This is a genomic window from Pseudomonas sp. SH10-3B, from assembly GCF_019891415.1.
Classification (GTDB): domain Bacteria; phylum Pseudomonadota; class Gammaproteobacteria; order Pseudomonadales; family Pseudomonadaceae; genus Aquipseudomonas.
The window spans coordinates 22,636-35,737 of record NZ_JAFLXD010000017.1; the positions used below are offsets into that span (position 1 = coordinate 22,636).

At 50.5% G+C, this 13,102-nt stretch carries 7 protein-coding genes and 4 tRNA genes; 10 read left to right on the forward strand and 1 reads right to left on the reverse strand.

From position 1 onward, the window contains the following. The first annotated feature begins 140 nt into the window (after nt 1–140). The 7 genes from J1G35_RS14855 to J1G35_RS14885 all read left to right on the forward strand — a co-directional run bounded on the left by J1G35_RS14855 (nt 141) and on the right by J1G35_RS14885 (nt 4,794). The gene (locus J1G35_RS14855) at nt 141–698 is read left to right on the forward strand and encodes a CvpA family protein (protein WP_003192538.1); all 558 of its coding nucleotides are present in this window, start codon (nt 141–143) and stop codon (nt 696–698) included. A 41-nt stretch (nt 699–739) separates the two neighbouring features. After that, nucleotides 740–2,245: an amidophosphoribosyltransferase gene (gene purF, locus J1G35_RS14860; RefSeq protein WP_027604079.1), complete on the forward strand. Its 1,506-nt coding sequence runs from the start codon at nt 740–742 to the stop codon at nt 2,243–2,245. A gap of 65 nt (nt 2,246–2,310) precedes the next feature. Then, nucleotides 2,311–3,522: an O-succinylhomoserine sulfhydrylase gene (locus J1G35_RS14865; RefSeq protein WP_053128853.1), complete on the forward strand. Its 1,212-nt coding sequence runs from the start codon at nt 2,311–2,313 to the stop codon at nt 3,520–3,522. Continuing rightward, entirely contained in the window at nt 3,519–4,298 is a 780-nt protein-coding gene (locus J1G35_RS14870; protein WP_223015290.1) for an SDR family oxidoreductase, read from the forward strand. The genes J1G35_RS14865 and J1G35_RS14870 overlap by 4 nt, the downstream gene beginning before the upstream one ends. A gap of 107 nt (nt 4,299–4,405) precedes the next feature. Further along, nucleotides 4,406–4,481: transfer RNA gene (locus J1G35_RS14875), tRNA-Val, on the forward strand. A 55-nt stretch (nt 4,482–4,536) separates the two neighbouring features. Then, nucleotides 4,537–4,613, forward strand: a tRNA-Asp gene (locus tag J1G35_RS14880). A 104-nt stretch (nt 4,614–4,717) separates the two neighbouring features. Further along, nucleotides 4,718–4,794, forward strand: a tRNA-Asp gene (locus tag J1G35_RS14885). 157 nt (nt 4,795–4,951) lie between these two features. On the opposite strand, the gene J1G35_RS14890 is transcribed toward J1G35_RS14885, so the two are convergent. Continuing rightward, the gene (locus J1G35_RS14890; protein ID WP_053128857.1) at nt 4,952–6,235 is read right to left on the reverse strand and encodes an FAD-binding oxidoreductase; all 1,284 of its coding nucleotides are present in this window, start codon (nt 6,233–6,235) and stop codon (nt 4,952–4,954) included. A gap of 184 nt (nt 6,236–6,419) precedes the next feature. Here J1G35_RS14890 and J1G35_RS14895 point away from each other — a divergent pair. From J1G35_RS14895 to J1G35_RS14905, 3 genes are all read left to right on the forward strand, one after another. Next, nucleotides 6,420–6,496 (forward strand) — tRNA-Val (locus J1G35_RS14895). A gap of 571 nt (nt 6,497–7,067) precedes the next feature. Continuing rightward, nucleotides 7,068–11,006: a hypothetical protein gene (locus J1G35_RS14900; protein ID WP_223015291.1), complete on the forward strand. Its 3,939-nt coding sequence runs from the start codon at nt 7,068–7,070 to the stop codon at nt 11,004–11,006. A gap of 402 nt (nt 11,007–11,408) precedes the next feature. Beyond that, the gene (locus J1G35_RS14905; protein WP_223015292.1) at nt 11,409–12,950 is read left to right on the forward strand and encodes an AAA family ATPase; all 1,542 of its coding nucleotides are present in this window, start codon (nt 11,409–11,411) and stop codon (nt 12,948–12,950) included. Nucleotides 12,951–13,102 lie beyond the last annotated feature (152 nt).

A 13,102-nucleotide genomic window follows, 5' to 3' on the forward strand; every position in this document is an offset into this window, starting at 1 on the left:
CCCACATTGGTTTTGCAGTGGGGTTGAAATCGGGCTGCCTCGCCACAAACTATTGATTTGCAAAGCAGCCGCAATCACAGCTTACCGACAGCCCGACGCTCTGCTAAAATGCGCCGCCTTATCCGTCCGTAGGCTCAAACGTGCCATTTACCTGGGTTGACTGGGCGATCGTTGCAATCGTCGCCATCTCCGCTTTGATCAGTCTAAGCCGCGGCTTCGTAAAAGAAGCACTGTCGTTGCTGACCTGGATCATCGCAGGAGTCGTAGCCTGGATGTTCGGCGGTTCATTGTCGGTCTATCTGGCCGGATACATCGAGACACCTTCGGCTCGCGTCATCGCGGGCTGCGCCATCATGTTCATCGCCACGCTGCTGGTGGGGGCAATGGTCAATTATCTTATTGGCGAGTTGATACGTGTTACCGGCCTCTCCGGGACCGATCGATTTCTCGGCATGGCCTTCGGCGCTGCGCGTGGCGCGTTGCTGGTGGTCGTAGCGGTCGGGCTGTTGAGCCTGGGGCCGGTACAGCAGGATTCGTGGTGGCAGGAGTCGGTACTCGTGCCAAAATTTCTATTGGTTGCAGATTGGTCCAAGAACCTCATATTGGGGTGGAGCAGTCAGTGGCTGGCCAGCGGAATCAGCGTACCCGCTGATCTTCCGTTCAAGGAACACCTCTTGCCGGCCAAAACGCCGCAGTAAGCTGTGTTCAGTCAAGATTCATTAAGTAGGGGTTGCGTCGCATGTGTGGCATCGTCGGTATCGTCGGTAAGTCGAACGTCAATCAGGCGCTGTATGACGCGCTAACCGTCCTCCAGCACCGCGGCCAGGACGCTGCCGGTATTGTGACCAGCCACGACGGCCGGTTATTCCTGCGCAAGGATAATGGCCTGGTACGTGACGTGTTCCATCAGCGTCACATGCAGCGCCTCGTCGGGCACATGGGCATTGGTCATGTGCGTTACCCGACTGCTGGTAGCTCGACTTCGGCCGAAGCTCAACCGTTCTACGTCAACTCGCCTTACGGCATTACCCTGGCGCATAACGGTAACCTGACCAACGTTGAGCAACTGGCCAAGGAGATTTACGAATCTGACCTGCGCCACGTTAACACCAGCTCCGACTCGGAAGTGCTGCTCAACGTGTTCGCCCACGAGCTGGCCCAGCGCGGCAAGCTGCAGCCGACCGAAGAAGACGTGTTTGCCGCCGTTATCGACGTGCACAATCGTTGCGTCGGCGGTTACGCCGTCGTTGCGATGATCACCGGCTACGGCATCGTCGGCTTCCGTGACCCGCACGGTATTCGCCCAATCGTGTTCGGTCAGCGTCACACCGACGAAGGCGTCGAGTACATGATCGCGTCCGAAAGCGTGTCCCTGGACGTGTTGGGCTTCACCCTGATCCGCGACCTCGCGCCGGGCGAAGCGGTGTACATCACCGAAGACGGCAAGCTTCACACCCGTCAGTGCGCCGTAGCGCCGAAACTCACCCCGTGCATCTTCGAACACGTCTACCTGGCGCGTCCGGATTCGATCATCGATGGCGTTTCGGTGTACAAGGCGCGCCTGCGCATGGGCGAGAAGCTGGCCGACAAGATCCTGCGCGAGCGTCCCGAGCACGACATCGACGTGGTGATCCCGATCCCGGACACCAGCCGCACTGCTGCGCTGGAGTTGGCCAACCACTTGGGCGTCAAGTTCCGCGAAGGCTTCGTGAAAAACCGTTACATCGGTCGTACCTTCATCATGCCGGGCCAGGCTGCGCGTAAGAAGTCGGTGCGTCAGAAGCTCAACGCCATCGAGCTGGAATTCCGCGGCAAGAACGTGATGCTGGTGGACGATTCCATCGTGCGCGGTACCACCTGCAAGCAAATCATCCAGATGGCCCGTGAAGCCGGTGCGAAGAACGTGTACTTCTGTTCCGCAGCGCCTGCCGTGCGTTACCCGAACGTGTACGGTATCGACATGCCGAGCGCCCACGAACTGATCGCACACAACCGCACCACCCAGGACGTGGCCGATCTGATCGGCGCCGATTGGCTGATCTACCAGGACCTGCCGGACCTGATCGAAGCGGTCGGCGGTGGCAAGATCAAGATCGAGCAGTTCGACTGCGCCGTGTTCGACGGCAAGTACGTGACCGGTGACGTCGACGAGGCCTACCTGAACAAGATCGAGCAGGCGCGTAACGACTCGTCGAAGATCAAGACCCAGGCGGTCAGCGCGATCATCGATCTGTACAACAACTGAGTAGACACCGGCCCTGAGGGGCCGGTTTTGTATCTTAAATAAAGAATTGAGTAAGGAGTCGCAGCATGAGTCAGGAATGGGATGCCGGTCGGTTGGACAGCGACCTCGATGGCGTAGCTTTCGATACCCTGGCTGTGCGCGCCGGCCAGCACCGTACCCCGGAAGGTGAGCACGGTGACCCGATGTTCTTTACCTCCAGCTACGTGTTCCGCACGGCGGCCGACGCTGCTGCGCGCTTTGCTGGCGAAGTGCCGGGTAACGTTTATTCCCGCTACACCAACCCGACTGTACGCGCGTTTGAAGAGCGTATTGCGGCGCTGGAAGGTGCAGAGCAGGCGGTGGCAACGGCCACCGGCATGGCGGCGATCCTGGCGGTGGTGATGAGCCTGTGCAGTGCCGGCGACCACGTGCTGGTGTCGCGCAGCGTGTTTGGTTCGACCATCAGCCTGTTCGAGAAGTATTTCAAGCGCTTCGGTGTTGAAGTGGACTACGTGCCCCTGGCGGATTTGTCCGGCTGGGATGCGGCGATCAAGTCCAATACCAGGTTGCTGTTTGTCGAGTCGCCGTCCAATCCGCTGGCCGAACTGGTGGATATCGCCGCATTGTCCGAAGTGGCTCACGCCAAAGGCGCGATGCTGGTGGTCGACAACTGCTTCTGCACGCCTGCCTTGCAGCAGCCGCTGAAGCTGGGCGCGGACATTGTGGTGCACTCGGCCACCAAGTTCATCGACGGCCAGGGTCGTTGCATGGGCGGTGTGGTTGCCGGTCGCAGCGAGCAGATGAAGGAAGTGGTGGGCTTCTTGCGCACCGCCGGCCCGACCCTGAGCCCGTTCAACGCCTGGATCTTCCTCAAGGGCCTGGAAACCCTCAGCCTGCGGATGAAGGCCCATTGTGCCAACGCCCAGGCACTGGCTGAGTGGCTGGAGCAGCAGGACGGTATCGAGAAGGTGCATTACGCCGGCCTCAAGAGCCATCCACAACACGAACTGGCCCAGCGTCAGCAGCGGGGTTTCGGCGCTGTGGTGAGTTTCGAAGTGAAGGGTGGCAAAGAGGGCGCGTGGCGCTTTATCGATGCGACCCGCCTGATCTCCATCACTGCCAACCTGGGTGACAGCAAGACCACCATTACCCATCCGAGCACCACGTCCCACGGACGCCTGGCGCCGCAGGAGCGTGAAGCCGCCGGCATCCGAGACAGCCTGATCCGTATCGCGGTAGGCCTGGAAGACGTCGCTGATCTGCAGGCTGACCTGGCTCGCGGGCTGGCTGCCTTGTGATCGAGTGGTCCACGGAGGCCGCAACGGCCAGTAATGGGCGCGTCGCCCTGGTGACGGGCGCGGCGCGGGGCATTGGCCTCGGGATTGCCGCGTGGCTGATCAGCGAAGGCTGGCAGGTGGTCTTGACCGATCTGGACCGCGAGCGCGGCTCCAAGGTGTCCAAGGTGCTGGGCGAGAATGCCTGGTTTATCACCATGGATGTGGCTGACGAGAAACAGGTGGCCCAAGGGGTCGCCGAAGTCCTGGGGCAATTCGGTCGTTTGGACGCGTTGGTCTGTAACGCTGCGGTGGCCGATCCGCACAATATCACCCTGGAAAGCCTTGACCTGGCTTACTGGAACCGCGTGCTGGCCGTTAACCTCAGTGGTCCGATGTTGCTGGCCAAGCACTGTGCGCCTTACCTGCGTGCCCACGGCGGCGCCATCGTCAACCTGGCGTCGACCCGGGCCCGTCAGTCGGAGCCGGATACCGAGGCTTATGCGGCGAGCAAGGGTGGCCTGTTGGCGCTGACTCACGCCTTGGCGATGAGCCTCGGGCCGGAAGTGCGGGTGAATGCGGTCAGCCCTGGCTGGATTGATGCCCGTGATCCAGCTGCGCGGCGTGCCGAACCTTTGACTGATGCCGATCATGCCCAGCATCCGGCGGGCAGGGTGGGTACGGTAGAGGACGTGGCGGCGATGGTGGCGTGGCTGCTGTCGCGCCAGGCCGGGTTTGTCACGGGGCAAGAGTTTGTGGTGGACGGTGGCATGAGCAAGAAGATGATTTACAGCGAGTAGGGCGGGTAGCCGTCTTGAAGCAATTTTGTCTTTTTCAGAAAAACTTCAAGCAGGCTATTGACTTAGGTCCGCTACCTGCGTAAATTTCGCGGCCTCAACGAAGCAAAGGGTGATTAGCTCAGCTGGGAGAGCATCTGCCTTACAAGCAGAGGGTCGGCGGTTCGATCCCGTCATCACCCACCACTTCTTGAGAGTTTTGCCTTCGGGTAAGACGCAACGTTAAAGGTTGCACCGACGCGCAGCGGTAGTTCAGTCGGTTAGAATACCGGCCTGTCACGCCGGGGGTCGCGGGTTCGAGTCCCGTCCGCTGCGCCATATTTTCCAGGTTCGATTCGTCGGGCTTGAGATTGAACAGCCAAGCTGATCGATCAGAAGTTAAAAGACGGTTGAGGCGGTTTGCTCGGCCGGTCAAGCGATACGCAGCGGTAGTTCAGTCGGTTAGAATACCGGCCTGTCACGCCGGGGGTCGCGGGTTCGAGTCCCGTCCGCTGCGCCATATCTGCCTCAAGGCCCACTGAACGCCTTGAAGCACAAAGAAAGCCACTGGCTGCTTTGATCCGATAGCAAAGACCCTGGTCGAAAGACCGGGGTTTTTTGTGTCTGCGATTTGGCCATTTTTTGCGAGAGCCGGCGAACCGGCTCCCATTGATTTGTCAGAAGCCCAGCTTATCCCGCAGCCCATAATACCAAGCCCCCAGTGCCGCAAACGGTGTGCGCAACAGTTGCCCGCCTGGGAATGGGTAGTGCGGCAGGTCGGCAAACGCATCAAAGCGCTCTGCCTGGCCTCTCAGCGCTTCCGCCAGGACCTTGCCCGCCAAGTGGGTGTACGTCACGCCATGGCCGCTGCAGCCCTGTGAGTAGTAGATGTTGTCGCCCAGGCGACCGACCTGCGGCAAGCGTGACAGGGTCAGCAGGAAGTTGCCGGTCCAGGCGTAGTCGATCTTCACATCCTTGAGTTGCGGGAAGGCCTTGAGCATCTTCGGGCGGATGATTGCTTCGATGTTCGCCGGGTCGCGCGCGCCATACACCACGCCGCCGCCGAAGATCAGGCGCTTGTCACTGGTGAGGCGATAGTAGTCGAGCAGGTAGTTGCAGTCCTCTACGCAGTAATCCTGCGGCAGGAGGGTCTTGGCCAGCTCATCCCCGAGTGGCGCGGTGGTGATCACCTGAGTGCCACAAGGCATCGACTTGGCCGCCAACTCCGGCACCAGGTTGCCCAGGTAGGCATTGCCCGCGACGATGATGAACTTGGCCCTGACCTTACCTTCGGCCGTATGTACCACCGGATTGGCACCCCGCTCGATGCGCACCGCCGCCGATTGTTCGTAGATCGTACCGCCCAGGGACTCCACGGCTGCCGCTTCACCCAGCGCCAGGTTGAGTGGATGGATGTGGCCGCCACTCATGTCCAGCAGTCCGCCGACATAGTTGTCACAGGCCACTACCTCGCGAATGCGGCGCTCGTCCAGCAATTCCAGCTGCGTATGGCCGTAGCGTTCCCACAAGCGCTTCTGCGACTCCAGGTGGCCCATGTGCTTGCTGTTGAGTGCCGCGAACACGCCGCCGTCCTTCAGGTCGCACTGGATCTGGTATTTGGCCACCCGCTCGCGAATGATCCTGCCACCCTCGAACGCCATCTGCCCCAGCAACTGCGCCTGCTGGGGGCCGACGCTGCGCTCGATCACATCAATGTCACGGCTGTAGCTGTTGACGATCTGTCCACCATTGCGGCCCGACGCGCCAAAACCCACCTTGGCAGCTTCCAGCACCGTCACGCGAAAACCGTTCTCCAGCAGAAACAGCGCGCTGGACAGGCCGGTATAGCCGGCGCCAATCACGCACACATCGGTTTCGACGTCCCCTTGCAACATTGGGCGCGGCGGAACGGCATTGGCGGAAGCGGCGTAATACGACTGGGGGTAGGGGGTGTTCGCCATCCTGGAACCTCTGTTTTATATTTTTTACGAGTGCTCCGATCCTACCTGAGTTGAAAATTGCCTGCCAGCCACCCGAAAAAGCGCGGCGCACCGGCCACAAATAAAAAATTCGCATATTCATAGGCTTAGCTGCAAAAAAGATGTTGACACCCCTTCGGAATTCCGTAGAATGCCGCCTCACAGCAGGCACGTAGCTCAGTTGGTTAGAGCACCACCTTGACATGGTGGGGGTCGTTGGTTCGAGTCCAATCGCGCCTACCAAACAAAATCCGCTCTGCTGGGCGGTCTAGAAGGGCTCACCGAAAGGTGGGCCCTTTTTTGTTGTCTGCGATTTCTACAAAACGTTCACAAAATATCTGGTTCATTCACACAGGGCAATGTGAACGCCCGGGGAAGGTTGTTTTAGCTCGAGCCTTGCATTTCAAATGATGCTGGAATAGGTATTGGCTGCGATTCTAAATATGCTTACCTAGTCTCATGTTTTTAAAAGAGTTTTTAAAAAATTCTCAGCATTTATCTCGCATATTTCAGGGCATAAGTAGAACAACTCATAGACTTGTGGTATGCACCGAGTGCCACATGACCATTAGAAATGGTCACAGAACGTACCGGTAACCAAAGCGATAATTTCCATATCGCACCTCTGGGTGACATATAGCTTCACGCTATCTGCGTATTCCTACGAGCTGTAGGCTTTCGTAGTGGTGCTAGAAACAGTAAAAGTTGCCATACTCAAGCGCTACTCACGTGTATGACCACTAATGAAGTCCACTCGAGTAACCTTTGGGTCTCCAAGCCTTTTGTATTTTATGCTGAGCAGGAGCATGGAAGCATGTCTGATTCATACGATCTCTCGCAACTAGATTCAAACTCTTTTGAACATTTGGTCAACTTTCTCGCGTTAAAAGTTTTGGGGAAGGGCGTTACTGGATTTGCACGCGGGGCTGATGGTGGTCGGGATGGCTATCTAGTAGGCGAAGCTCCTTATCCAACGGAGTCCGAGCGATGGCGGGGGAGCTGGTATATTCAGTCAAAGTTCCATAAACCGCACCTGTCGAAAAATCCTCAAGCTTGGTTAGTTAATGAAGTGAAAAAAGAGCTGGAAAGTTATTCAAAGTCGGAAAGCAGGGTTGTTCCCGATATTTGGATAATAGCGACAAATATAGAGCCATCTGGAAATATTAAGACCGGGTCTTATGATGCTGTTAAGGAGTTGGTTGAGGAACATTTTGGGGTCGGGTACAAAGTTGATATCTGGGGCGGGCGAAAAATACTAGATTTTCTGGCTCAAGATCCCAATGCTGCGTCATATTACGGGCATTTTTTGACGCCGGGAAATGTCTTAACGACTGTTTATAATCAAGTTGGTGACGCTAGTGCTCAAGTAAAAAGTATAATAAATAACTTGATCCTAGATCAGTTCAATGATCAGATTTATACTAAGTTAGAACAGGCAGGCTCTCTAGGTGTCAGGCCGAAAATTAATGAGCTGTTTGTTGATTTGCCTGTGGAGTGTAATTTTCACAGTGAGTTGGCAGACGTAATGGAAACTTTAGTTGCTACCTCTGCTAACGTCCATAAAGCTACCGTGTGGAATTCTTTTGGTGATGGCTGGAGAGATTGGTCTACTGTTCCTAAGAGAGCGCGTGTAATTTTATTGAAGGGCGGGCCGGGCCAAGGTAAATCTACCGCTGGGCAGTTTTACGCTCAAGTACAAAGAGCAGCTCTGCTACTTGAGCCGCATGCTCCAATTGTCATGCCTGATATACTGGAAGTGGCGAGAGATTTTGTCAAAACTGCCGACGGGTTAAACTTTCTGCCGGTCAATGCGCGTATACCCGTTAGCGTAGAGTTAAAAGATTTTGCTTCTTGGTTTGGGGCTCGTAGCAGTAGCGAATCTCGAGGAGTAATTACATACCTCTGTGAGAAAATCTCACTAAAGATAGATCAAAAAGTTGAGGGTGGTACTCTAAAAAGAGCTATAGCATCGCGAGGATGGTTTTTTAACTTCGATGGGCTTGATGAAGTTCCAAATGATGTAAAGGACGATATTGCTAATGAAATAATCCGTTTCTCTAATTTAGTACTTCCAGAACTCGATGCAGACGCGTTGATACTCTGTACTACACGGCCTCAAGGTTACTCAGGACAATTTGAAAATTTAAATGCGTCTGTGTTGGAACTTTCATCTTTGTCTCCAAGTGTGGCGATGAAATGCGCTGAAGGGGTATTGAAATTTGGTCGTAGTGCTACAGAGAGCGCTGGATCAATAGAAGTCTTACAGTCGGCAATGGAATCTGCTCAAGTTCGTGAGTTGATGACCACTCCTTTACAATCACACATTATGGCAGTAGTAGTCAGGGATGGGGGAAGGCCGCCAGAGAAAAGATGGGAGCTCTTTGATAATTTTTATCAGGTAATGAAGAAAAGAGAAAGCCTTAAGAATTTTCCGGATATTAGAATTTCTAAGTTTCTAAGGGAAAACACAATTCTATTGAAGGCTATACACTCGCGTCTAGGTATAACGCTCCATGCAAGTGCGGAAACAAGTAATGGAGCAGACACTACATTAAAGCGCGAGCAATTTTGCGAACTGGCTCGGCAGACGACAAAGCTCTATGTTGAAAAAAATGTTGACGAGTTAGTCGATACTCTCATGGAGGCTACTGTTGAGAGGTTAGTATTTGTTAATACACCTGAGAGCAGTACTACTCTTCGATTTGATATTCGTCAGCTTCAAGAGTTTTTCGCTGGTGAGTTTATATACTCAAACATAGATCCTTTAGTGCTACGTTCTAGGTTAGAAGTAATTGGTGCGGATTCTCATTGGCGTGAGGTCATGCATTTTGTTATCAGTGCGCTAGTGGTGAATATGAGACCTACTGAGCTTTCTGTAGCTTTGCAGGTCATATGTAAGATTGATGATAGCGATGTCTCGCATTACGCACGGGTGCTACGCCGTAGGATGGGGGTAGGCGCTATTTTAGCACTTCGTCTGTTGTGTGAAGGGGTGCTAGAGCAGGATAGATCAGTAAGAATGAAGTTTAAAGAGTCTCTTGTGCCTCTTTACGCTATGACAGATATTAATGTGCTAAGTCATGTTGCTACTATGTCTCATGAGGCGTCTTTGGAATGGCTCTTAAATTGTATGATAGACGCCTTATTTGAATATAGTGAACCAGAGCAAATTGGAGCGGCAGTTGGCTTAGTGATGAGACTGCCAGATTCCCATGAGCGAGTAGGGGAGGTAAAGTCAAAGCTTTTCGGGGCATCTAATCAGTATCTGAATAGAGTGTTTAGAACTTATCTTTCTTATAATATTTCGAATTATAGAGGGCGACAAGAGCTAGTGTCGTCTAGCTGGTTTCTAGAGGGAATTGTAAGTTTGTTTGCAAGTGATACGCTTGGTGACATTGATGTAATGGTCATCCTTCGAATTTTGCGACAAAATGAAAATATTCAAAGTCGATTTGCTCATTTGGGTATGCAAAAAGATGAGGTTGAGCTTTTTTCACTACTTTTTGAAATTGAGGTGCCTGGTCAAGAAGTAGAAAGAGATTTGATCAAGCTTGACTGTATTACACTTGTTAAAAATGTGCATAGTTGGCAGTCAAAAACTATCCCTAAGCAAATTACTAATACAGGAGAAAAGATTTTTGTAGGTGGATCTCCAATATTGAATATGCTTTCTGCGGTTATGAGGTTTATTCGTACTCAGCGGATAGATGATTTACTTATTATTTTGCGAACTCATGTTAAGTACGATTTGAACGAAGGTTTTTTGGCAAGCCATATTCATCCTCTGCTGCCAATCAAGTTTGACGATGAACCAATGCGTTCACAGTTAAAATTTTATAATGGTGTGACTCAGGAAGAGCTTGACCGTTTGCTTTCCGGAGGTAGCTCTCCTGTTTATAAAATGCCCTCTGTTTTTAGTATTGTTGATATCGGAACGGTAGATAGCTGGGAGCGAGCTAATGAATTGTCTAAATATCACTGTGAGGTCGCGCTCTCTTTTTTCATGCCTCCGGCCTACTATTGTGATGTTGATATTTTTTATGCTGATGAAGAAAAGAGGTTAGGAGTATTTGAGCTAATAAAAAATAATATCCATGTTATGTATTATCATTTTTCAGTATGGGGGTACGTTTTTGAAAAGCTTGATAAATATGCTGCTGAATTGCGTGAGCTTCTGGTGATAAATGCATTAAATGAGCAATTACATATTGATGCACTCGCAGTTTATCCTTTTGTAGTGAGCCTGCCTAGCGAGAATAACTTCCTTCCTTTGTTAGCTAATTTTATTCCGCAAAATTTAGGGCGTAACATATTGGGTTTAGAGGAAAGTTCAAGTGTATCTGATGTGTTGTCGTTATATGGTCTTGATAGTAAGGCGCTTGAGGCTGTTTACCAGGATGAAAGCAATTCCGACTTAATTCGTGCAGCTGCATTTGGATGCTACGTTTGTCATGCAAGAGAGAGTGATAGTGAAGTTGCTCTCGAGTTTTTTACACGTAAATTAGATGATGTTGTTATTTATTTTGCGGAGTTACAAGTTCCAGATTGGTATGTTAGTTGTTTGGTATATGCATTTGAGTATTTTGATCTCAATGATCGAAAGGTAGTTGATTTCGCTGGTAGAATTATTCATACCTATAGGGAAAATTATAATGCTAGGAGCATACTAAATATTTTACTGTCGAAATGGAGGGAGCGATCGAGCGCACCTGTGCAATCAAGAGCCGTTTTAGAACACTGGCTGAAAGAATGATTTAATATTCATCGGAGAGGAGGGAAGTGCTGATTCTCTTCTCTTTTTCTAAAGGTGCGATAATTAAATTGATCGGAGCGGCAGGATCAAGGAATTTGATATGGTTGTAATCTGGTCTGTAGTCCATTAGTTAGTTAACTATGTACGAGCGATGCGTTAATGTGATCTAACCTGAATAGCTACTTTGGTTTCTTTGTAAGATTGTGATATTGAACTGTTTTGATTTAAAAGTTTTCTCTGGTTTAAGCTAAAGGTCTCGATGGTCTGCGAAAGCTTATTTAGATGCATTTGTTGGTCATTAGGCGGGCAAAGTATAGTAGCAGGGGCTCTATTGTAATTCCTAGGTCTACTCAAATCCGATAGACTTTCAATTAGGTGATACTTAGCTAGGACGCGCGAATCATGAAGTACCGTGAGAGTCAACTGGATAAAAGTCTTAGACAGTGGTTTGCTAATGATAATTCGAAAGCTTTATTGAGGCATATTCGGTTAGTTTCTGGAGGAATGAGAGGATTAACACCATTCCAAGTCGATCTCGAATATCCTATAAGTGCGTTCGCTGGTGTAAATGGATCTGGAAAATCTACACTTCTAGCTCTGGCATGTTGTGCGTACCACAATGATGTAAAAGCGTTCAGGTTGCCAAAGCGGAAGATAAGTTACTATACGTTTTCAGATTTTTTTATTCAGCATACTGAAGAAATTCCTCCTCAAGGAGTAATTATTTCTTACGGTCTGGCTCATGATAATTGGCGAAGTATACCTGTCGGGATTGGTTATCAGAATAGGATAAAGAAGCAAGGCGGTAAATGGAATGATTATGATGTTAGGGTCAAGAAGACTGTTGTATTTTTAGGGATTGAGAGAATAGTTCCTCATGCGGAGAGAAGCCAGTCTCGTTCCTACTCTCGCTCATTCAGAGATGTTAAGGTTAAAGGGTGGGAGGATAATGTTAAGGATGTGGTTGGTTACATTCTTGGGAAAAAATATGATGACTATCGACATTTAGAATATACGAAATATAGTTTGCCGATCGTAAAGGTTGGAGGTGTTACTTATTCTGGTTTTAATATGGGGGCGGGTGAAAATGCTCTGTTTGAAATTTTCTCAACTATCTACTCTTGTGGTCAGAACTCCTTGCTGGTGTTGGATGAAATAGAATTAGGGCTTCATTCAAAGGCGCAGCGGCTTTTCATTGAGAAGCTCAAAGAAGTTTGCATGCAGACTCATACTCAAGTGATATGTACTACGCACTCTAAGGAAATATTCCAATGCCTCCCAGACGATGCAAGATTTTTTATAGAGACAGTTGGTGGAAGAACTAAGATTACGGCGGGAATATCTTCGGAGTTCGCTTTTTCCAAGCTTGGTGCTTTGGATCAAAAAGAACTCGACATTTTTGTAGAGGATCAGGTTGCTCGTACAATTATTCAAACGGCGCTAAGTGCGGCTGTGCGCTCGAGAGTTACAATCAGAGTGATCGGATCTGCATCTGCTATATCCAAACAACTTGCGGCTTTATATGTGCGGGGAGAAGAAAAACAAACACTAGCGATTTTTGATGGTGATCAAAAATCTCTAAAGTCCGATAATTTAAATTTTGCTTTAAGAATGTCTGAAAAACCTGCTGAAGGTTTTAAGTTATGGTTCAATAGTAAGGTCTCTTATCTGCCAGGAAGTACTTGGCCGGAGGCATGGATAGTACAGATGAGTAAAGGTGCTCCTGACGCCGTTGCTTCTGTGTTAGGTATCGAGGTCGAGCAATGTTTGGAGGTGCTTGAATATGCGTTACAGGCAGGGAAACATAATGAGTTTTTTGAAATATCTCAACATGTTGGGCTTGATAAGGATCAGTGCTTGAGTCTGCTTTGTGGTGTTGTTTGTCAAAACTTTCCAGATGAGTTCAATGATTTACGAAAAATGATAATTTCAAAGTTGACTTAAATATTCTTATGCTTTTCTTTTGGTTGCTTCACTTACGTGCTCTTATGGTCGAAAAGTGTGAGCGTAGAGTTAGTCGTTTTTTTTATAGGGTTGATACTTGAATGACTTACAGTCAGGAGGGTGCGCTGTTGCTCTTACGACATTGTTGGATG

What these genes read in the sequence shown, in the direction of transcription:
- J1G35_RS14900 (WP_223015291.1), top strand. Translation starts at nt 7,068, where the DNA reads ATGTCTGATTCATACGATCTCTCGCAACTAGATTCAAACTCTTTTGAA.
- J1G35_RS14905 (WP_223015292.1), top strand. Translation starts at nt 11,409, where the DNA reads ATGAAGTACCGTGAGAGTCAACTGGATAAAAGTCTTAGACAGTGGTTT.
- purF (WP_027604079.1), top strand. Translation starts at nt 740, where the DNA reads ATGTGTGGCATCGTCGGTATCGTCGGTAAGTCGAACGTCAATCAGGCG.
- J1G35_RS14890 (WP_053128857.1), bottom strand. Translation starts at nt 6,235, where the DNA reads ATGGCGAACACCCCCTACCCCCAGTCGTATTACGCCGCTTCCGCCAAT.
- J1G35_RS14865 (WP_053128853.1), top strand. Translation starts at nt 2,311, where the DNA reads ATGAGTCAGGAATGGGATGCCGGTCGGTTGGACAGCGACCTCGATGGC.